Origin of the sequence: Halalkalibacter oceani (genome assembly GCF_023715605.1) — a bacterium.
Classification (GTDB): domain Bacteria; phylum Bacillota; class Bacilli; order Bacillales; family Bacillaceae_D; genus Halalkalibacter; species Halalkalibacter oceani.
This window is the reverse complement of the sequence record NZ_JAMBOL010000041.1, coordinates 1-22709: the sequence shown is the minus strand read 5'-3', so window position 1 is coordinate 22709 and position 22709 is coordinate 1. Positions and strand designations below refer to the sequence as shown.

General features: G+C 42.5%; 15 protein-coding genes and 1 pseudogene. 5 read left to right on the top strand and 11 right to left on the bottom strand.

What is annotated here, in order from left to right:
- Positions 1 to 70: 70 nt before the first annotated feature.
- From M3202_RS20990 to M3202_RS20980, 3 genes and pseudogenes are all read right to left on the bottom strand, one after another.
- Positions 71 to 310 (bottom strand): DUF1643 domain-containing protein, encoded by a 240-nt coding sequence (locus M3202_RS20990; protein ID WP_251225175.1) that lies wholly within the window; start codon positions 308 to 310, stop codon positions 71 to 73.
- 207 nt (positions 311 to 517) lie between these two features.
- Positions 518 to 1438 (bottom strand): annotated as a pseudogene (locus tag M3202_RS20985) (ISL3 family transposase); the annotation flags it as partial.
- A gap of 257 nt (positions 1439 to 1695) precedes the next feature.
- A complete protein-coding gene (locus tag M3202_RS20980) occupies positions 1696 to 5496 on the bottom strand; it encodes an S-layer homology domain-containing protein (RefSeq protein ID WP_251225174.1) in 3801 nt (1266 codons plus the stop codon).
- A 664-nt stretch (positions 5497 to 6160) separates the two neighbouring features.
- Between M3202_RS20980 and M3202_RS20975 the strand changes: the two genes are divergently transcribed.
- Together M3202_RS20975 and M3202_RS20970 are read left to right on the top strand one after the other, a co-directional pair.
- Entirely contained in the window at positions 6161 to 7198 is a 1038-nt protein-coding gene (locus M3202_RS20975) for a C40 family peptidase (RefSeq protein ID WP_251225173.1), read from the top strand.
- An 803-nt stretch (positions 7199 to 8001) separates the two neighbouring features.
- Positions 8002 to 8847, top strand: a complete 846-nt coding sequence (locus M3202_RS20970) for a DUF3800 domain-containing protein (RefSeq protein ID WP_251225172.1) — start codon at positions 8002 to 8004, stop codon at positions 8845 to 8847.
- A 137-nt stretch (positions 8848 to 8984) separates the two neighbouring features.
- Here M3202_RS20970 and M3202_RS20965 read toward each other — a convergent pair whose 3' ends face one another.
- From M3202_RS20965 to M3202_RS20950, 4 genes are all read right to left on the bottom strand, one after another.
- Complete coding sequence (locus tag M3202_RS20965; protein ID WP_251225171.1) at positions 8985 to 10979, bottom strand: S8 family peptidase; 1995 nt, start codon at positions 10977 to 10979, stop codon at positions 8985 to 8987.
- A 138-nt stretch (positions 10980 to 11117) separates the two neighbouring features.
- Positions 11118 to 12257 (bottom strand): acyltransferase, encoded by a 1140-nt coding sequence (locus M3202_RS20960; RefSeq protein ID WP_251225170.1) that lies wholly within the window; start codon positions 12255 to 12257, stop codon positions 11118 to 11120.
- Between the two features lie 410 nt (positions 12258 to 12667).
- Positions 12668 to 13492 carry an STAS domain-containing protein gene (locus M3202_RS20955; RefSeq protein ID WP_251225169.1) on the bottom strand — a complete coding sequence of 275 codons (825 nt, stop codon included), beginning with the start codon at positions 13490 to 13492 and terminating at the stop codon, positions 12668 to 12670.
- Between the two features lie 330 nt (positions 13493 to 13822).
- Positions 13823 to 15748: a 5'-nucleotidase C-terminal domain-containing protein gene (locus tag M3202_RS20950; RefSeq protein WP_251225168.1), complete on the bottom strand. Its 1926-nt coding sequence runs from the start codon at positions 15746 to 15748 to the stop codon at positions 13823 to 13825.
- A 590-nt stretch (positions 15749 to 16338) separates the two neighbouring features.
- On the opposite strand from M3202_RS20950, the gene glaH reads away from it, so the two are divergent.
- The 3 genes from glaH to M3202_RS20935 all read left to right on the top strand — a co-directional run bounded on the left by glaH (position 16339) and on the right by M3202_RS20935 (position 19471).
- Entirely contained in the window at positions 16339 to 17256 is a 918-nt protein-coding gene (gene glaH, locus M3202_RS20945) for a glutarate dioxygenase GlaH (protein WP_251225167.1), read from the top strand.
- A gap of 75 nt (positions 17257 to 17331) precedes the next feature.
- The gene (locus M3202_RS20940; RefSeq protein WP_251225166.1) at positions 17332 to 18564 is read left to right on the top strand and encodes an MFS transporter; all 1233 of its coding nucleotides are present in this window, start codon (positions 17332 to 17334) and stop codon (positions 18562 to 18564) included.
- Positions 18565 to 18718: 154 nt separating this feature from the next.
- Positions 18719 to 19471 carry an IclR family transcriptional regulator gene (locus tag M3202_RS20935; RefSeq protein ID WP_251225165.1) on the top strand — a complete coding sequence of 251 codons (753 nt, stop codon included), beginning with the start codon at positions 18719 to 18721 and terminating at the stop codon, positions 19469 to 19471.
- Between the two features lie 171 nt (positions 19472 to 19642).
- On the opposite strand, the gene M3202_RS20930 is transcribed toward M3202_RS20935, so the two are convergent.
- From M3202_RS20930 to M3202_RS20915, 4 genes are all read right to left on the bottom strand, one after another.
- A complete protein-coding gene (locus M3202_RS20930) occupies positions 19643 to 20944 on the bottom strand; it encodes a TRAP transporter large permease (protein ID WP_251225164.1) in 1302 nt (433 codons plus the stop codon).
- The gene (locus M3202_RS20925) at positions 20945 to 21448 is read right to left on the bottom strand and encodes a TRAP transporter small permease subunit (RefSeq protein WP_251225163.1); all 504 of its coding nucleotides are present in this window, start codon (positions 21446 to 21448) and stop codon (positions 20945 to 20947) included. It abuts the gene before it with no gap.
- 58 nt (positions 21449 to 21506) lie between these two features.
- Positions 21507 to 22559, bottom strand: coding sequence for a TRAP transporter substrate-binding protein (locus M3202_RS20920; RefSeq protein WP_251225162.1), 1053 nt, complete (start codon positions 22557 to 22559; stop codon positions 21507 to 21509).
- Positions 22486 to 22709 (bottom strand): hypothetical protein (locus M3202_RS20915; protein ID WP_251225161.1); only part of this gene is annotated, 224 nt, incomplete at its 5' end. The genes M3202_RS20920 and M3202_RS20915, both read right to left, overlap by 74 nt.

The following is a 22709-nucleotide window of genomic DNA, read 5'->3' as shown; positions in this document are numbered from 1 at the left end:
ATGTCTTTTTCCTTTCCCCAGAATTATAAATGTCGAAATGTTTCGAATTATATACGGACATTATAATCGACTAATTCTGGACAGGCAATACCGTCAACTTTCGGTAATTTAAGGGTGTCAAAAACATCAGGTGATTCATGAGATTCATAACTGTTTTATCCATTATCAATTCAGTTGCATCGCTTGGATTTATTCCTATAAATGTAGCTTTAGGTTTTTCCCCATTCCACATCTTAGCTAATGAGTATCTGTACTTTTGATCGTCAGAGTAAATCGCTGTCGTCTTTAAAGTATGCTCTTTTGTAATCATGCTATTCTCCTCCCGCCCTCTCTACCGTAATTCTACCAAGCCAAAAATCATATATTGGTTGACGAACCATATATATCGTAACATCGCGGTTGAGCCAGCTTTGGTTCTACGTCAAATGTTGGGGTAGCGAGAGGATTACCCCTTATCCTACCCCGAATGAGTGATCTTTGAATTGGTGATGAAGTAAAATCCGCTTCCGCAACCGATCATGCCTAGCTCCTTCGCTTGATCAAACCAGGCCACGTAGGCTTCCTTGAGTTCATAGGCTTCACGCAAGGCAGGGGAAAGTGACAGATACCGTTCAAGATACCATCTTTGTTTCTCTGTCAGGTCGTCTTTTCGCTTGGAAAAGATGGCTCGCATTCGCTTACACTTTTTACGGTCGTAGGGGTGGAAGGACTTCTGTTCAAACCGTCTGACTTTCTCTACGGCCCCATAGATAACGCGACAAAAATGAAATCGATCTCCGATGATGAGCGGGTTTCCTAGCGCTTTCTGTACCGCTGATTTCAACGTGTAGCTCAAATCCATCACGACCATCTGGACGTGGTGCCCTTTCTGTTCCAAATAGCGCTTGAGCGTTTTCGCGGAACGATCCGGCAAGATCTCAAGCGGGCGATGGGTGTGGGCATCGGCAATGATCAAATGGTATTTCCCTCCTCGCGTGTCGGCTTTATACTCATCAATTGCAATGACAGGAGGAAGGTGGTCCACCTCTTTGACAAGCGGAGTCGTCAGCTCATCGAAACGACGCATCGCTGTTGTGGGAGAAGTATGAAATTGCTTGGCAGTATCCCGGAAATTCTTCCCCTCAATCAACCGCATCCGCAGGGCCTGGTTCCATTCCACCGTTTGTCTTTGATACCTCTCCACAAACGTTACCTTTTCCGCAAACCGCTTTCCACATGGGCACGCATAACGGCGCTTGCGATAAAAAAGCGTCACCTTTCGCTCAAACCACTTCAAATGCTGGATCTTCTGCATTCGGTAATCATGGACACGCTCCGTCTTTTTCCCACATGCCGGGCACGATTGTCGCTCTTTTGGCATCTCCACATGAAGGGCAATTCCACCCTCTCGTTCCTCCATCTTTGTCACGCAAACCTCTTTTAATCCTGGGATTTTCATGATAGACTTTTGTTGCACGCAGCTCCATCCTTTCTTTGTTTCTCGTCAATTCAAGGATAACAGGATCAAAGGAGCTTGCGTGTCTTTTTTTGTCCTCATTGTGCGAATACCCCAACATTTATTCTAGAGCCAAAAGAATGAGAGGGAAAAGTAAGTAACTCCCCTAATAATAAATCCTGTATATAAAACTATAAATGCGAAAAAGGTTATTGCCCTAAGGGGCAATAACCTTTTTCATAAACTAAACGTATCTGATATTAATTGAAGCTAGCAGGTAAAGTAAATACTACATCTGCTGTAGCTGTATTTCCTACTACATCCACTACATCAGCAGCATCAATTGTAATTGTATCTCCAAAGGCAATTGTTGGAGTAGTTCCTAGTGTAATTACAACCGATGTACCGTCAGGGTCAAATTGAGCAGTGGCAGTAGTTCCCAACTCAGGTAGGCTTTCTAAGAAAGTTTCAATATCACTTTGTGATGTTGAAGATAATTCCTCACTGAAAGTTAGAGTGATTTGATCATCTTCAGTTAAATCATCATCATCATCTGCGTCTGTCAGTACAACAGCATTAGAACTGGCAGCTGTCGGTGGAGTTGCATCAACTACTTGAGTAACAGTAGAGTTTTTAAATCCATCTGCAACAATTGTAACTACATAGTCACCAGAAGCAGTTGTAACACTCTCATCAATTTCAAGAGTAGTTGTACCACCAGCAGTATTGAAATCATAAGCAGATGAAGCTAGAGCAGTACCGTTAACGCGAACGCTTGTAATATTATCTTGGAAAACAGTGCTTGCACTGTAAGTCACCTCAATAGAATCGTCACCTGCAATTACTGCATTCGTTACACTCAATTCAACAGCAGCCTTTTGCTTAATTGTAATTGATGTTACAGTATTGCTGGCTTCATCTAATTCATAATCAATTACATCGTCAGTGTTAAGTCCATTTTGAATGTCGGCTCTTGCAACAAAACCAGATTCTCCAGCAACAGTATCATCTACAAAAACATTATCAGCCAATGGTAATGTTCTAGAAGTATTATCTTCTAATTGAACACGGATTGAAGTAGCTGATACAGCAGTAACTGTTGCACCTGATACTGTTTCTTCATCATCATCATTACCTGTAGTGCCGGCATCAACAATTACGAAGAATTTAGCGAAACGAGTGTTATCTCCATCTTCATCGTAATCAAGAATAACTAATACTTCTTCATTGCTATCAAGGTTACGAAGATCAGATAAACGCTTTTCTTCAACGTTAGAACCAGTGTTGTCAAGAACATAACCATCAGAAACTAGTTCATATGTGCCACCAGTACCAGTGATTGTGCGGTTTGCTGTAGAAACTGAAGTGATATTTGATACGCGAGCAGTGTCAGCAGTAACAATCTCTGTTACTAGACCGTTGTTGTTTTGAGCAAAGTAAACCGCATCTCCACGACTTAATTGTCCAGAAAGACCAGTAATATTAGAATCAGCGATTTCATCTACATTAAACGTTTGACGAGTTCCATCGATATAAGCATCAAAGCGTACGATTTCACCGTCAGTGTTGCGGAGAACACTTCTGATTAATGCAGGAGTATCTGCATCTTCACTATCAACATCAGAATCAACAATTACTAGGTAAGTAACGTTGTCTCTGTCATTGTAATAAACAAGCGCTTCATGGATTTCATCAGCAGAAGTTTCTTCTTTATACTCAGCCCATGTAGACACTTCTACATCGCCTGTACTAATGCTCTTGTCATCATTCCAGTCATGGTCAGTTGTATCGAAAACAACTGCGCTATTTTGGATTCGTTTTCCATTGAAGAAGTTATCCTTCTCAATTTCAAATACTCCACTAAACTCAACAAAACCATCGCCATCGAATCCATCAGTGTAGAATTCAAATTTTGTTACATTATCATTGTTGTCAAGGTGAACTCGGATTAGTTGACCTCTTTGACCAACTTCAGAGAAATCAACGATTTGCGCTCCACCTTCAACGCGAATACCACTAGCTCCACCAGCAGCATTAGCGTCAATCAATTCAAGGTCTTCGCCATCATAAGCTTCACCGTCTACGATGATTTCATCTAAAGAATCTAGACGTACATCATAAACATTAGCTTCGCCATTTTGGCTTAAGACAGATACTTCTAAGCGATCACGAGTTGCTTGGCTATAACCAACTACTTCATCAAGAAGCAATGAACCTAGACGGTTACGGTTAAGTTCTCCTAGTTCTCCAGCAACAAACACAAGGTTGCCATCACGATCTAAGAATACTGTAACATCACCTGCATCTTGGAAACGCTCAATAACGTCAGAAGCGTCAGAACCAGTACCAAGTACTTCTACATCGCCATCTTCATCGATGTAACGAACTTCCCACTCACGATCTCCAGCATAATCATAAAGCTTACCGTCAACTTCGAACTTATCTTCGAAGATACCAGTGATTTCACCAGATACAGTACGAGTGAATACTTCTGCATAACCTTCATCATCGTTTTCTGGATCATCATTGAAGAATACAACATCGTTTTGCTCGATGTCATCAATTGAAATTGTTTCTCCGTCTTTAACGATGATGTAGTCTTCTAAATCAACGTCGATGTATCCGTCATATCCGAATACTTCAGTACCATCGATTTCGTCGACAACAACGTAATCAGCCCAGTTGTAGGCATTCACGTAAACAACGTCGCCGCTTCCGTCTAATACGACTTTAGCATAGTCATAGTATTCATCTAGATCTTCAACATCAGCACGATCTCCGTTGATGCGAACGATAGCGTCATCAGAGAAATCAAACTCATCATCTAGATCAAGAAGTTCAATCTCATCACCATTCACTTCTACAGCATCATAGTGAACTGTTTCGTCTTTCACTTCAATGTTCACAACTTCATCTTCAGTGTTATACCAAACACGAATGTCACGACCAAGAACATACTCTAAATCAATATCCGCATCTGCAACTTCAAGATTAAGATTGCTAACGTGATATCTCTCGTTAGATGTAGAAGTAGTTTCAGAATCAATTAGCAGTTTGCCTTCTTCATTATCGACATCGATAACACGAGCTTCTGCATATTGTGGTCTTTCAAAATTATACGTGTATGTTTCTCCGCCATGCGTAACTGCAAAGCGATATGTTTCACCACGCTCAAGGATCGGGCGATCGATATCATTCTCAAAGAATGTAACTGTAAGAACGCGACGGTCGTTAGAAAGATCAACTTCCTGAATCCCAATACGTTCGCCAGTTCTTGCATTTGTAACATTTACGTCATTACGAGTAATGTTACTATTTGCAGGAACAGAGAATGTTACTTCAGCAAAACGGCCTTCTTCAGTCAACGCTTCAACACTCGTAATTGCAAACTCAACTGGAGTTTCGCCGCCTGGCACAGGAATGCGTACTTCAGGAACTTCTGCACGGTGTACGAATACAGGAGTTTGAGCACGAGTTACGTTGCCGTTTGGTTGGAATTGACCAGCACGAACGCCTTCAACGATTCCAAGGCTAGCAAGGGTTGTGATGTACTCAGCACCCCAGCCAGTGTTGTCAGTGAAGTCAACTTCAGCTGCTTCGTTTTCTTGAAGATCGTAAGCAGTTACAATCATTTTCGCCATTTCTTGACGAGTGATTGTGCGGTTAGGACGGAAAGTTCCATCAGTGTAACCGTCGATTACGCCAGGAGCCTGTGATTGAAGGGCAGCGATGTAAGAAGAAGCCCAGTGGCTTGACGCATCAGAGAAGTTAGTGTTTGCAGATTCGTCAACGTTAAGACCAAGCGTGATCGCAAGGATCTTCGCTGCTTCTGCACGAGTGATGCTAGCGTTTGGTTGGAAAGTTCCGTTAGGATATCCTTCGATAGCACCTTTTTCCACTAGGTAGTTGATTGCATCAGCAGCCCAGTGGTTTGAAGCTACGTCAGAGAATGACGTGTCAGCGGAAACTGACGGAATTACAGGCGCAGCAACTGTAGCTACCATTGCAGCTGTTACAGATGTTGCTAAAAACTTGCGGTAAGACTTAGGTTGGTAAGCCATGTGGGTAAATCCTCCTTTGAATTATGTACATTAAATGTACGTATTTCTACTAAATGTCAAAGAGTTGCTACTATCAGATGTTGTAATGTCGAACCATGTTGTAAGTACGTTGATAGTAAAGCGCAACGCTGACTGAGTCACTTGCAAAAGAAACTCGGATAGCTTAGCTCTCCAACATTAGTAAAACGCGGGTAGAATGCTTGCAAGAATAGTATAATTACCAATCCTAGTAATGTCAACCACTATGTAAAAGTTGTAGGAAAGAAAGTCAACATTTCTCAAGTGTTTTCATATTTAGGAAAGGTAGTTATTTTTTATTCTACATGATGTTACATAAATTTCAATAGTTTTCTTCCAATTCGATATTAGTACATATTTCCATAGATTTATCCGCTGAATTCCGGCTTTCTTCTATATAACTGTGAATAAAGTCGGAGCGATTCTATGGAATTATTACAGACTATATTACGAGTTTGTTATCAACTTGTAACATTACTTTCTCTTATTATGTGGTAGACTAAATCTCGTACTTACCCAAGATTATGTCGAATTAAACATAATTTTCATAGATTTAGTAAAAAATGTTCATTTTTTTGCTAAGATGCAGTGTGGCATGAGCTTCATTGCCTACCTCAAATTTTTACATAGTAAGAGGAGTGTATGTATGTTACGAAAGTTGATCCCGGTAGTCGTTTTTGCTTTGCTATTTACAGCGGTGGTTCAGGTGCAAATGGCGGAAGCAAGTGTGAGGGACGATATCGTCACCTCCGCAAAGAAACAGATCGGTGTCCCTTATAAGTACGGCGGCACAACTCCGAGTGGCTTTGATTGCTCTGGCTTCATTAATTACGTCTTGAAGGAATTTGGCATCTCTGTTCCCCGAACAGCCGCTCAAATGTACAATCAAGGCACAGCTGTTTCCAAGGCAAACCTGCAAAAAGGGGACCTCGTCTTCTTTAGAACCGTAAGCTCTGGCGCTTCCCACGCAGGAATATATGTCGGAAACAACCAATTTATTCACGCTTCTTCCTCTAAGGGTGTGATGATTTCCTCCATTAACGATCCTTATTACTGGGGACCTCGTTACTTAGGGGCGAAGCGGATCCTTCCGGAAGAGAAGGCTGAAGTTCAAGCAACAGCCGAGAAAAAAGCCGAGCCGGCACGCGTACTTGGTGAGGGCGAGTACCATGATGTCCTTCCTACACACTGGGCGTTCGGTGAGATTAAAGAATTATCCGTTTCAAGCATGATTGCCGGACTGGGTGATAACCAGTTTGGACCGAACGACAAGCTGACACGGGCACAAATTGCCGCGTTGATTACACGCGCAACTGGTTTAGAAACAGACAGCGGGTTAAACGGTTTCCGTGACGTGCCGGAAAACCACTGGGCAGCCCGGGCGATTGCCGCCACGGACAGAGCTGGCTACTTCTCATACATAGAAGGAGATACGTTCAATCCGAACGAACCAGTAACACGCGAAGAAATCGCCGTTCTCTTTACAAAAGCTTTCAACCTACCAGTAGAAGAAACGGTATCTGCCTCATTTAACGACGTTGACGATCAAAGCTGGGCTTTCGCCGAGATTCATGCTTTACAGGCGAGCGGCATCGTCCAAGGCTTTGAAGATGGGACATACCGTCCAACCAATCACGTGACACGCGCTGAATTCGCAAAAATTCTTCATACTGCATTGAACTAATGAAAAGCGGCTCTGCCGCTTTTTTTGTTGTCTTCTTTCAGACCAGGTCTCAAAGGACGTTTTTTTTTGGCTCCCTCAGGCGCAGCTCTCTTTCACCTCCAGACATGTTATGATTCAATTGGATAGCCATCCAATCACTCGCTGTGATGGATGTCCTTACCTATAAGACGAAAATACGCCCATTCAGGTTTCAGCTTATGTGAGAAAAAATAAAAAAATGTTTGTTTTTTTACCATAGTGGGATGAAGTGGTCGTGTATGAGGCATTTTTTGTGGCGGTGAAGGCGACTTCGTTTCGTTTTTCTTCCTATATAAAAAGCGTTGTTTTTTTATTGTGGGGAAGGGGAACGTCATTCCTTTATTCTTCAATATTTAGCCTTTTCGCTTTAATAGGTGGAACGCCATTCCGCTATTGCCTATGGTAGCGGTGAATTACCGCATGTTTTCGCCTGATAGCGGAACGAGGTTCCTATTGTTACGTGAAAAAGCATGGAAATCGAGCAATAGCGGAAGCACGTTCTTCAATATTTTCATTCTTTTTCTATAAAATAGCAAAAGCTTGCCAACCCACTCTTTATATCGAGGTAAGAAGGACTTATAATATAAGCTAAAAAGCAGCTACACTTTTGAAGTGTAGCTGCAAGATAAGTATTATTTGGCTTATATAACAGATGGATTTTAATCGTACCTCGGTACGGGTAATCATCCATCCTTCATAAAGCTAATCGAACCTTAGTACGGGTTGCTTTATGTTCTCGTATTGTACTATATCGTTTCCACTACGTCAACTGGAGAGGTGATTTAATGAAGCTTAAACTACATTCAGAAATAATGAATATTTTTTTCGATGAAAGTGGTCGTCATGATGATAAACCAACTACAATGGGTGGACTCCTCATACCTCAAGCCGTTTATTCAGCCACTGAATTTACTGAACTTTCAAAACGCTTACAACTTGGTACATTAAAGTTACATTGGACAGATTATAGCGGCCACGGTCCTAACAAACAAAATATCATTGATACCATGACTTTATTTTCAAGATTCGTTCCATATGTAAAGATGAATGTCATTAATTACAATCACCATTCTCTTAATATACACAAAAAACGCTTAGAAGATAAGGACTATTCAAAGTTAATGATTTATACCAAAATACCTGAACGCATTTTCTATGGTTTATTACGAAATTACGGACAAGATGTTTATGTAAAAGCAAATGTCTACATAGAAGAAGCATCCGTATATAAACAATTAGAATTGGATACTCGTATTTTAGAACAATTAAACACTCAATCTCTTTATCGTGGAGAACAGTTTAGTGTTTCGACTTGTGAAATGCATCCTAAAAATAAAATGATTGGTATTGAGCTAGTTGATTTAATTTTAGGAGTAATAAGATCCATTATTCAAAATGTCATTATTCCAAGCGATATCTCCGAAGAAGAACTCAAGCGGGCGAAATTGAAGAAAAAGAAAGCAAAGAATGACCTGGTCATTCAGTTACTAAAAATTGAAAAGTTCACACACTTTCTTTCTACTATCAAATATTATGAATGGAATAGCAATAAAGAACTGGCTGAAGTTGACTTTGAAGATTATTTACGCATATTTATGGCGTCGCATTTTAGAGAATTTCATGAAAAGTAATAGTAATTCCCCCGTCAACTTCGCTCACTAATAGCACGTATAGTTCCCTTCACCGTTAAAAAGAGAGGCTGGAACAAAAGGTTGTTTTTACCTTTTTCCCAGCCTCTAAGCAAGTTTTGTCTCAAGCTCCTTCTTCTTTATGCGGCGTCTTCTTCCTCCGCTTCTTCCGTTTCTTCTCCTGCTTCGTCGTCTCCGTAGTGGAGCGCTCTTGAGAGGAAGACGGCGAATTCGGCGCGGGTGACGGCTGTCCGTGGCTGGAAGCTGCCGTCCGGACGTCCGAACGCGACGTCGGCGCCGGCAACAACGGCGATGTCTTCAGCGGCGAAGTAACGCGGCGGGACGTCAGGGAAAATCACCCGGGAATCCGGAGTGAACTCAAAAGAACGGTTCAGGATGACGGCGACTTCACCGCGCGGAATGGCGGTGTGCGGGCGGAACGAGCCGTCGCTGTAGCCCTGAAAGATTTCCTGATCGACCATGGCCTGTATGTAATCAGCCGCGTAGCTTTGGCGGCGGACATCGAGAAACTCTTCGACATACGGGCTCGGTTCGAGCTGCAGGGCGCGCGTCATCATGACGGCCGCTTCGCCGCGTGTGATCGTTTGTGACGGGCGAAATGTTTCATCCGGGTAGCCTTGAATAATGTCCAGTTCAATTAATTCGTAAATCGCCTCGGCGTACCATTCGTTCCCCTGCACGTCCGTAAAGGAAGGAGAGTCGGTTTCCTCAGGCTGGTTGCGGACGGAAATCGTGACGTCCTTCGACTTTTCTGATTCTTTGCGATCCTTGCTGACGGCGGTGACGGCGTAAGTGTAGCTTCCTTCTTCCACTTCATCGACGTAGCGGTTCGTAGCTGCGGGAACTTTATCAAGCAGCTCGCCGTCACGGTAAATATGAAAATTCGCTGCTTCTACTCCGTTGCTTGCGCCGCGCCATGTGATTTCCAGTTGAGTGCGCTCGCCATCTTCCCCGTCGAGCGGGATTACTTGCAAGTCTTCAGGCGGCAGCGGTCGTCCGGCTTTGGCGCGCAATGTTGGCGGAAGCTCGATTCTGCCATAGCCATACAAACGGTCACGGCCCGGCTCACCGAGGTCAACGGTTTGTTTGTGGAGCATTTCTCTAAGCTTGTCGTTGCTCGCTTCAGGGTAAGCCTGCTTTAAGAGAGCGAGATGTCCGGCGACATGCGGTGCTGCCATTGAAGTGCCGTTCACCTCGACATAGCCGCCGTCCGTGTACGTGCTGCGTACTCTGACGCCGGGAGCGCTCACCTCGACCTCGTCTCCTGTCGCGGAGAAGGAGGCGCGATTGTCGCGGTTATCGACAGCGGCAACAGCGATGACACTTTCATAGGCTGCCGGGTAGTCAACCGTATTTCCCGTGCCGTCCGCGTTGCCCTTGTTTCCGGCGGCGGCGATGATTAAGGCACCTGCCTCGTAAGCCTGGTCAAGCGCGTTCTTTAAAGCGGTCGATGAGCTTCGCCCTCCCATGCTGACATTGATAATATCTGCCTCTTTTTCCAAAGCCCATTGAATCGCTTTGACGACATCTGACGTATAGCCGTCGCCATTTTCATCAAGCACTTTGGCGACGTAGAGCGACGCTTCATGGGCAACGCCGACGATTCCCCTGTTATTATTCCGGGCGCCAATGATCCCGGCTACATGCGTACCGTGCCCATTGTCATCGGCAAAAGAGTCGGTATAGCTGACAAAGGATTTCCCCTCTGTAATCCGTAGATCAGGATGATCGGCATGAACCCCGGAATCCAGAATCGCGATTTTCACACCCTTGCCTGTTAATCCATTTTCCCAAACGACCGGCGCACCGATCACTTCCACACCCCAATCAACGACCTGGCTGCTGACGGTGAATGACTCATCCTCCTCGACATAGGCCACCTGTCCTGCATGCCGCAGCTTTTCCGCCGCGGCGGGCGTCAACTCAAGGGCGACAGCTTCGATGTCCTCAAGGTACTGGTGAACCTCCAGCGCCACATCGGCAATTAACTCATGATCAATTTGTTCTGTAAATCCTACGATATAGCGGTGACTCTCCTCTGCTGCTGCTGGAAATGCGACGAGCACAGTAAGCAGCAGAACGAGAGCCGCGCGTAACCATATCCGCTTTGTCATCCGGCTTCTCACTCCCGTTTCTCTCTAAATTTCTATAATGGGGAACACCAAAATTGGCCATTCTCTTCTCCGAGCTGCTGAAAAAGGACGGTTCTCAGCAGCTTTTTCTCCGGCTTTATTATGTTCAGACTTGTCCACTTAAGGGGTGCTGCTTTTTTGAATTTGACGCTGATTTGTTCTCGGTCTTGCCCCAAAGATCATCCAGCCCCATTTAACTTTATAAAGGACCAGGTAAACGATAACTCCTGAGATGATGAGCGCTCCGAGGAAGCTTCCGGCAATAAAGAGATGATAGAACAGCATATTGCCGCCCGGATCGACATACTGGCGGAAGTAGAATAAATAAAGCGGATGGATCAAGTAGATGCCAAAGGATAAATAGCCGATCAGCATCACCGGCTTCAATAGCCATTGCGGCGACCGTCTAACGATGAAGACAGAGACGTATAACAATAGCGCCGCCGTAAAGATCGTATGCATATTCCACGCCAATGTATAAAGCCGTGAATCAAAGCTTTCTCCCCAGACACGCGTCGCATGCCACATATAGATATGAATGCCGACAGCCGCGACCCAAGCCGCAGTTAGCAGCGCGCCCCAGAAGTGCCTTGACTTGAGCCATGCTTTAATCTCCATATAGTAAATCCCGATAAAGGCTCCTGTTAAATAGTAGGACATATAGGAAAGCGAAATACTGCCCGTATTCGGATACTTCCACACGAGGTTATTGTAGATCACATACGCCCACTGAATGACAAATCCGAGCCATATCAAATGCTTCGTCACCGCCGGCCATTTTTTCAGCAGCATGAGCATCAGCGGAAACATCAAATAAAATTGAATGCTGATAAAGACAAAATAAAGATGCGTATACGCATTCCCGAGCATCAGCTGCTCGGAAAACGTCGACCAGAAATCAGCGAAGCTTTCATAGTTTTGAAAATAATCCGAGCGTATGCCGTTATACAGCACGGAAAAAATCAAATAGGGCAATAAAATATACAACAGACGGTTCGTATAAAACCGCTTTACCAGTTCTCCCGTCAACGGCCGGTGATAATAGCTGTAAAAGAGAACGAGGCTGCTCAATAAAATAAAGGTTGGCGTCCCAAAACGGGACAGAGTATTCAGCGCATTATAGAACGCGAAGGAACTCGAATCCGGCTCCAGCGTCACCACTGTCACAGAGGTTGAATGCACCATCAGCACCGCCAGAATCGCAATCGCTCGCACGACAAAAATCTCTTCCAACGGCGGCTTCTTCATGATTCTAGACATTATGTATCTCCTTCTCCCCGTACAATACTTACTTCCACCTTCAAGTCTATCAATCCTGCATAGAAAATAAAAGAACGAATCTTCCAAAGGAAAATAGGACGAAAGATCCGTTTGAGGAATGCTATAGTCATGAGAGTGCTCAAAACAAAACTAACTTTGTCCCAGCCTCCTCTTCCGTGTTTCGAGAATTTTAAGAGCTTTTCGATCAGCTTTCGCATTTCTTCTTCATCCACCTATCTGCTAGATTGCGCAGGCAAAAAGGTCGACTCCTATCCGTTTCTTATTTTCTGTTCGTTTATCACAAAAGCCCCGCCCCAAAAGAGAGCTTCCTTCGGGAAATCGGGGCTTGCTTGTTTTCGCATTTGCTTGGAGAGACCCGAAAAGAGAAGCGGTCGCTTTTGCAATCGCTCCTAGCTTAAATAATCCTTCAATGTTTGCTGTAGTGTGCCTTTTGTTTCCGAGAACTTCTCGAAGGAAATCCCTAAATGAATCATGTTGCGGACAAGCTCCGGCCGCAGGCCTGTCATGATCGCTTTCGATCCCATCATTTTAACGCCGTACAGTACCTTTTGCAGATGATCAATTACTTCTCCCTGCATATTGGCAATGCCGGAAAGGTCAATAATTAATGTTGTGATACGCAGCTTGCTGATTTCTGTAAGCACTTTCTCTTCAATCAGACGCATCCGCGAGGAATCAATCATGCCGATCAGTGGAAGAACCGCCACTGAATCGCTAACTGGAATAATCGGTACGGATAAGTTCTCGACAAGCTTACGCTGCGAGTTAAGCAACTCGTCCTTGTAATTTGAATAGCTGATAAAGAAATGATTCAGAAATTGATCAATCGTATCATTTATAACCCGTTCCATTTGATAAAAGGTACTGTGATCGGCCGGACGCTCGTGCAGGCGGTCAAACTGTTCAAGGAAATACCAGACCGTGCGCCGAATCGCCTGTACCCATTCCAATTTGAATTCGAGCGTCAAGGCGTGCTTGGCCCACGCCATCCCTTCCACATTTGCAAACTCGATCAGCTTCTCTTCGTCCTGATCAATCACATAGAGCACTAATTTCTCGGCATTTTTCATCAGATCAATATTGCCTCTGATCAAGATATCATTGATCTTCTTGGCGACATTGACGGCTTCGGAAAGCAGTTTTTCTTCAAACTTGTCCCGATTTGCTGTGATAAAATCCGCCACATTGTCTTGTTGTATAAATGCCTTTTCCATAATCCGCGTTCACCCTCATTTCCTTAGCACTTTACTTATTCTGGTAATATATCCCATGTTTTTTCCGGGCTGTCCGAAAAAAAGACACTCCTCAAATGCAGATACCCAAAAAGGTCGAAGTTCTAACCTCTTTGGGTATCCAAAATGGAGAAATTTTTTCGTATGCACCGTGCCCTGCTACATCTGGTTAAACAGCCTTCTTACTCTGAAGCTGCCGAAGTACGACTTTCATTTTTTAGCAGCTTTTTCGTAATGAGCGTAGCCGTTGCCTGATTTTGAAAGTTTCAGTGGCATCCTTAATCTCTGGTGTCTTTTTCTAAGCTGTTCGTTTTACTCAACTACCTGGATGCGGTTTTCTACTTCAGGGATTGGCTTGCCGGCACGGATATAGTCAATCAGCACTGTGCTGAGATACTCTCCGGTGTCGGCAACAAGGTTGGCTTCCATAAACCATTCATAGCCATCTCCACCGGCCGCGGTGAAATCATTTGTTGCCACTGTATAGACAGCATCGGCCTGTAGCGGCTCGCCATTGACAAGCGCTTCTGTAATGCGGGAGCCTGCCGGACGCGCCGGGTCAAAGCTGTACGTCAAGCCCGAGGTTTGCAGGAAGCCGCCATTTTCTTCCGGATACAAAGAAACCGAGTGTTCAATGCTATTTAGCAGCTGTTCCCCTGTCAGCTCTAGCGCGATGACAAAGTTCGGGAACGGGAAGGCGGTATTAACATCGCCAAACGTCACTTCCCCAGCAGCAATGTTGTCACGAATGCCACCGCCATTTGTCACGGCGATTTCAGCATCGACCACATCGCGCATCGCATCAGTGATCAGGTTGCCGAGGTTCGTCTCTTTCGTCCGGACATCCTCACGCGCTCCGTCCAAATCAACGGCGATTGTGCCAATGACTTCCGAGAAAGCTTCCTCGACTTCTGCAACGTATTCATTCAAAAGATCCGTCACCTGCTGATCCGGCTCAAGCGCAGCTGAATCGCGGACAAGATGACCTTGAACCCCGATCAATTCATCCTCAAAATAAAGCATATGTGTCACACCAAACGCCTTCCCGTGCTCATATGCCTGTGTAATATAGGTCTGTCCGTGAAGCTCCGGCTTTTCCAGTGTTGTATGCGTATGGCCACCAAGAATCAAGTCAATTCCATCTACCTGCGCGGCAATTTGCTGGTCAATGTCATAGCCGGCATGGGAAAGAACGAGAATATGATCAACTTCATCCTGAAGCTCCTTGACATACGTCTCAATCGTTTCAGCTTCCGCTTTAAACGTCAGTCCTTCAATATTAGCAGGATGCGTCTTCACAACGGTATCCTGGGCCGTAACGCCGATCAAGGCAAACGTCTTGTCCCCAAGCGTGACAATGTCATACGCTGGCAAAATTGTTTCCCCTGTTTCGGTTTCAACGACGTTCGCACTGATGATTGGAAAATCGGTCTCAGCCGCAATTTCAAGCAAACGTTCACGGCCAAAGTTGAAATCATGATTTCCCGGTACGAGAGCGTCAAAGCCGATAAGCTGCATCGCCTCAACGGCAGCCTGTCCCTCGTTCAGGTTAACGTAATTCGTTCCGTGGAACGTATCCCCCATATCAAATACAAATGTATCGGGATTCGTGCTGCGCACCAGTTCAATTTTTGTTGCGATTTTAGCGAGTCCCATTTCGCCATTTTCTTCATTATAAAGAACGCGACCGTGAAGGTCATTCGTATGGACGATGGAAACCCGGTCAAAGTTTTCATCATAGCGCGCTAATAATAAGTCCATATGCTTCGTCAACAGGTTTCTTCCCGGCCGAAGGGTGTGATCAAGATAGCCTTGCAGCAGCCCAAGCTCAATCGCCGCAGCCAGCTCCCCTTTTGCCCAGTCGCTCACGTTGTCAGCATCATAGTAGTTATTCAACACAACGACATCATAGTCATCGGCGAGATTCAAGGCGCGGATCAAAAAGACGTACGCCTGCTCACGAGTGATTTTTTCGTTCGTACCAAAGGTGGTGTTGCTGATGCCCTTCGTAATGCCAAGCGTCCCGGCAGCCTTCACGTATGGCGCAAGCTCCGCAGGAACATCTTCGAACTCGTTGTCATCAAGTTCGGCATAATGGGCTACATCGACTTCAAGCGTTTCAAGCAAAGCCTTGACGAATTCACCACGACTCGCTTCTTCTGCCCCGTTCGCGAACGCCGACTGGGCAATGGTGAGAGAAAGCAGTAATGCGAGAATACTAGCAAGTCCTTTTTTCAATGAAACACCCTCCTTTATATTTTAAAAAATCCTCTAAAAGTATACCACAATTTTTCATAAAAGAACGAGTAGCATGAGATATTTTATGGGCTCGAAAGCTATTTTCAGTATTAAGGTTCTTTTTTATTCCTTCTCTGAATTATGAAAGAACAAAAAGCTTACCTTGAAAATAAAAAAATAAATTTTCTGATAAATCATTTACTTTCGAAGAGAAACATATTATAATAATGGTACACTGTACAATATAATGGTACAAAGGAGGGTTGTAAATATGTTAAGAACAAATTATGTAACTCTTCATTATTGCGAAGACCCGTTATAACAAGCTCTTTAAATGAAGTGCCAATGAGCACTACCTTTATGAGTCCCATCACTTATGTTTAACGTAGGAGGAATAACTGTGTTGGTATGTAAGCAACATGTTAAAGAGGGATTAAAAAAAATCTACTTTCCTCACATAAGGAAAATAGATTGTTTGCAGGTCAAATGTTGTTTCTCAGCATGTAAGCAATTAGCTGACTATAAATTATATCAGTTATAAATAACTTTACATTCAAAAAAACAAAAGTAAAAATAGGGAGGAATTTTTCATGTCCGTAACACAGAGCCAAACCTTTTCCGTTTCCGTTCACCCTGGTCACAAAAGGATTAAACAAATTACTCTTGATACATCTCTGGTTAAAAACTTTCTACAGGATTTAGAAGAGTTCCCGGTTCAACGATTAGAAAATGTCCCTTTTATGAGATTCCATGTAGCCCACACACTTAAGAAGCATTTTGGTGAGGAACTAATCCATTTATTGCGTGACACACTCCGCGATCGAAAAACCGGCGGCTTTACCGTAGGTCTCGATGAACAAGCTGATAATTTTGAAGCGCAATTGAAATTTGCTACTGCGATTTCCTACTCAATCGGAATTGCAAACTTTGATGACATGTCGGGCGAATATTATGCAGCCTTTGATGTGAAACACAGTTATGACAGTGATACCTTTTTACGAAAAGCGTACCGCACATTAGAACTTCATACAGATGGTGTATTTGTAAATCAAGTAACAGACTGGCTGCTTATGATGAAGTTAATAGAGGAAAACGCTGAAGGAGGAGAGTCAAGAATCCTCCATTTGGATGATTGGGAAGAGATGGGGGCGTTTAGCAATCATCCTTTGGCTTCTTTTAACTTTAAATATTCGTATGCCCATCGCAAAAGCAAAAATGTGACGGATATCGTCTATGATTCTATTTTTTACAACAAAGATAATCACATTTGCATGAGATATAATGACCAATGTACATTCCCGGAAACCGAAGCACAGGCTGAGTACCTTAAAGAGATTCAGGAATCGATCGAACAAAGTGATGGAACAATTTCGATCTCCTTACCAGTCGGGCAGCTGATTATGCTTAATAATCACTTTTGGCTTCATGGTCGTGAACCGTTTAAACAAAATGAGAAACTATTTCGCCGCTTAATGAGGCAGCGTGGGGTGTTCGCCAACAAAATTTAATGATCTTTCCACTGGTGACAGGACGGGTATATAAGCTGCCTTGTCACCTTTCAATTTTTTAAGGAAATGAGTGGTATGATGAAAAAGGAAGAGCTGTCCTCTGTGATTTTTGTAGTACTCATACTAACTGTTGTAACATTGGGGATGTTTATCTATCCTACATTAGGTCCTTTTCTGGCGGAGAAATATAAGTGGGATCCACGTTATACTGGGATGTTACTCTCTTCTTTTTATACTGGAGCGATATTATTCAGTTTAAAAGCCGGAAGTCTGGTTGATCGTATCGGGAGTCATTATTGTACAATTGTTGGAATGCTTATTTTGGGGGCAGGATTAATACTGGCCACTTTTTTTCCTTCTTATTTTATTATTCAATTATTAATGTTAGTTTTGGCCGGTGCCGGTTACTCGCTTATAAATCCATCCATTAATATGATGGTAATAAATACAATTGCTTATCAGCATCGGGGAATGGCAATGAGCTTTAAACAAACAAGCCTTGCCATGGGCGGAATGATAGCAGCCGGAATCCTTCCAAGCTTGGCCATTAAATTGGGTTGGCAATTCACGATTCATCTCTTTGGCCTGGTGCTCCTTTGCTTTATTTTCATGATGTATAAACGGCAGAGGAAGTTAAACGAAGAACAACCAATAAAATCAATACAAAGTGGTTCTTATAAGGAAGTTTTTAAAAATAAAAATGCGGTTCGATTAAGTATAGTAGGCAATATACTTGCGGCCGCCCAGTTTATTCTTATCTCTTATATCGTTATTTACCTTCAGTTAATCCGCGACTTTTCATTTGTTGAAGCCAGCTTTTTTCTTTCTTTATTTCAGTTTTCCGGAATTGCAGCAAGGATCGCTTTAGGATGGGTCAGTGATCACTTATATAAGAATAAAAAAAATCTGTTAATGTTTTCGTTAATTCTTTCTGGCATTTTACTATCTTCCTTTGTTCCTGTTTCTTTATACGGATCTTACTCCTTAATTATTGGATGGATTATATTATTGGGGCTTACTGTTAACGGATGGCCCGGAATATTTATGTCCCTTATGGTTGATTTGGTTCCTAATAACTTAGTCGGAAGATTGAGTGGCTATACAATGCTCTTAATATACTCTGGCATTTTATTCGGTCCTATTTCATTTAGCATAATCATTTCTGCTTCAAATTTTTCCTTAGCTTTTTATTTACTTGCTTTCGCTGTTGTCATAGCATTATTGATTATGCTACCGATTAAAATATATCAAAGAGAGGAGCAGAACCTATCTTCTTCCATACAACCTCTAAATAAACACAACGCTTAATTGACTAGAACATACTTTAAATCTGAACTTTCTTTCTAACCAGTCCTTTTTTTGGTATTCTAAACTAAAGATCCTACCTATCTGTGGGTGGTATGTCACTCTTAATGATAATAATTAAGCTTTATATCAAAATCTTAAGTGAAAGGATGAAACTATGGCTGAAAAAATGGGTGTTGTAAATAAAACATTTCTAGTAATTAAAGCATTCGTAGACGTTCAATCAGAGTGGGGTGTTCGCGACTTAGCAAAACATTTGAACTTTCCAGTAAGCACATTACATCGACTTGTCCTGCAAATGCAAGAAGAAGGAATCCTAGAGTATAACGACTTAACCAATAAATATAAAGTAGGAATCGAAATGATCCGAATCAGTTCCTGTATTGCTTCCCAGGTTGACATCGTGAAAATTTCCAGACCACTTATGGAAGAATTCATGCAAATACATAAAGAAACTGTCTCATTGATTCGTTACCATCCATATGAACGGAAGATTGTATTTGTTGATAGAGTTGAAGGACCAGACCCCCTTCAATATATTAAGGAAATAGGCAATTTACAACCTCTTATTCGCGGAGCTGCCGGTAAATCCATTCTGGCTTTGCTTCCCCCTGAAGATATGAATTTAATATTTCAAGAGGAAAAACTTTCGGATGAGGAAATAAAAAGTATTATGCAACAGTTAGAAACAATCAGGAGCGTGGGGTATGCTTCTACAGAAGGAGAGCATGTAGAAGGAGCGAAAGGAATTGCTTCCGCTATTTTGGATGCATCAGGGAAGCCTATTGGAGCCATAGCTTACACCGCACCCTTGACTCGTTTCGATTCGGCTAATGAACTAGCCCTAGCTGAAGATATTAAGGAGATCTCAAGGAAAATCTCAAGCATATTAGGTTATAGAAATACCTGATAATCTTAGAGCTTGAAACAACACTAAAACTAGATAGCATAGGCTGGGCAAAAGGTAAAAAACAACCTTTTCCCCAGCCTCCTTTCATTTATTTATGCTTATTAGTGGTTCCCAGACTCGTTGTATCTGAGAACACTCCCAAATTCTCCTTAAAACAGGATTTCGCTCTTCTTAGCGGAGCGAGATACTTTCAGCAAATCGTAATGCGATATCTGGAAAAATGATTAGCATTGCTAACATAACTATCATAATAATACAGTAAGGGAAAGTGCCTTTTACTATCTCACCAATATTACTTGATGGGTCAATCCCTTTTATAACAAATAAATTCAGACCCATTGGCGGAGTAATTTGTCCTAACTCAATTAAAATCACAAGTACAATACCAAACCATATCGGATTATATCCAGCTTCCATAACTACCGGGAACAACAAAGGCAAAGTCAAGAGAAGAATGGATGGCCCGTCCATAAAAAATCCTAAAACAATATATATTACACAAATTACCAGCAACAAAACAAGTGGACTAAACATTGATTCTCCAATCCACGCCGTTAACTGCCGATTCACTCCCGACCTTACTAATGCAAACGAAAAGATCTGTGCCCCGATCATAATAAATAGAAGCATGCTAGTTGTTCTAATCGCATTTTTAGTCGCCATATATATTTTTCTTATATTAAGGTCTCCAAAAGCATAGCAAATAATAATCGCAAATAAACTCCCTACCGCAGCCGCTTCAGTGGGTGTCACAAGGCCGGTATATAGACTTCCTAACACTAGAACAATTAGTAAAACAAGCGGAAACACATTTAATATTGAGCGGATAATTGTTATTTCCTCTGTAATCTCACCAGATACTTGGTTATTCTTCTTCACCATAACACTACCAGTATATATTAAGAACAAGACCATCAAAATAATTCCAGGTAAAATGGCCGCTGCAAATAACCGAACTATAGAAGTTTCTGTCATCGCCCCGTACAGAATTAAAACAATGCTTGGCGGTATTAGTATGCCTAGAGTACCTCCAGAAGCAATGGAACCATATATGAGTGACTTCTTATATCCTCTTTTTTTCATTTCAGGTATAGCAACGGATCCTATCCCGGCAGCAGTTGCCACACTGGAACCACTGATGGCTGAAAAAATACCAGTTGCTAATATATTGGTATGCAGCAGTCCTCCTGGAACCTTGCTCAACCACTTTCCAATAGATGTATAGAATTTTTTACTGATTCCGCTAACTAATATCACTTCCCCCATAAAAAGAAACAAAGGAATGGCCGTTAGAATAAAGTCATTACTAGTATTCCAACTGATGTTTCCTAAAGTGGAGATATGGTTAATATTCCCTGTAATAATGAGGCCTAAAATACCTGTTACGCCTAAAGCAATAGCAATCCATAACCCAGGCATCAATAAGGCAAAAAGAAAGACAATAGCAAAAAACAGTATATAAGCCCACTCCATTTATTCTTCTCTCCTTTCATTAGGGTCACCAGGGTGAATAATTAGTTTGAAGAAACGAAGCAATACATAAACGAAAAATAATAACATTCCGAACATCATTAAGGATTGAGGCAGATATAATGGTGTCCGCATCACTGAAGTAGATGAGCTGCCGAGCGTATAAGAATTGATTGTTAAAATAGAAATAAAGTAGGTTAAAACCGCAAGATAGATTAATAAAATAGCCATGAATATCATCTCTATGATTTTCTTTATTTTATGAGGATACTTTTCTCTTAGTATTTCAATTCTTACAAAGCTGCCACTTTGAAAAGAAAATGCTGCTCCAACGAAGATAATAGCGACTAGCAAGTATGCCGAAAGTTCATGCACAACCTGGAAGGAATGTGAAAATAATACGCGGGCTATGATTTCACCAACAATAATGATCATCATAAAAAGTAACGTTACCGATGCAATAAATGAGGAACCCGTGAGAATCCCTTTTATTAACCGATCAATCATGCCTGTTCACCTCATTTTATGAAAGTAGAAGCCACCGCCAGTGGCTTCCACTTATTGTTTACTTTCCTAAAACATCACGTACTTTTTGTAAAATCTCTCCCACTTGTGGGTCTTGTTCCGAAGCCCATTGCTCCCAATATGGGCTAAATGTATTAATAAACTCTTCCATTTGCTGCTCGGTTGCATCGTTGATCTCAATACCGTGCTCTTCTATTAACGTCGATTTGTAATCGCTTTCAATTTGTGCTATATGATCTGGTAATTTCTCTTGGTATTCAGCAGCTACTTCGTCTACAATTTCCCTTATATTCTCAGGAAGTTCATTGTATGCTTCTTCATTAACCACAATATAGGATGGTGGAATTAGAAAATTAATAAAGTAACCCCAGTCTGTAAATTCATGCCATTGAGATCCTAAAATATTTAGGGAAGCTGTAATTACTCCATCAATCACTCCTCTTTCCATTGCGGCCGGGACTTCTGGAGTGTCAAGACTAACTGGTATTGCATCTACTTTTTCCAAAAACGCTCCTTGCTCAGGACTTTGGGAACGTATGCTGAGATTTTTAAGCTGGTCTACTTCTGTTACAGCCTCCTTTTGTCCCCATAGATTTTGTTCAGGCCATGGGTACCAAAATAATAACTTTGTTCCATGACTGGCAAATTCATCTTCAATATGCGGTAGCATTACCTCATCCATTGCTTGTTCCAACTCGTCGAAAGATGTCATCAAGAATGGCAAATCTGAAATGGATGCTACATTTAATTCGCCCGAGTGGAATGGCAAGAAAGTATCAGTCATTTCTACCCCGCCTTCCCCGGTAACACGCAGATACTCGCTGGGCTCATATGGTAACTCTCCCGGCGGTAATGTAGTAACCGTTAGTTGACCATTCGTTCTCTCCGTTATTTCTTCGGAAAATTCAATAAGAAACTCTGTCATTGGATGCTGCATGCCCACAAACGATAGCAAAGACCATTCAAAAGTCTCCTCCGAATTATCTCCGCCACTGTCGCTTTCCGAAGCACCGCTGGATTCATCTGCACCCCCACACCCGCTCACACCAATTAATAGAATAAATAATACCAATGAGAATACTATTTTTTTCATTTTTCTCCCTCTCTCTTTTATTGCGTATTGTCAAAACTTTTATAAGAAATAGGCTATAAAATACCTTGATAGAGGGTTTTTTAAGCAAAAAAGTTGCCACCCCCTGAAATTTAGGCAATAGTGAGGTTACCACACCGACACTAAATCCCT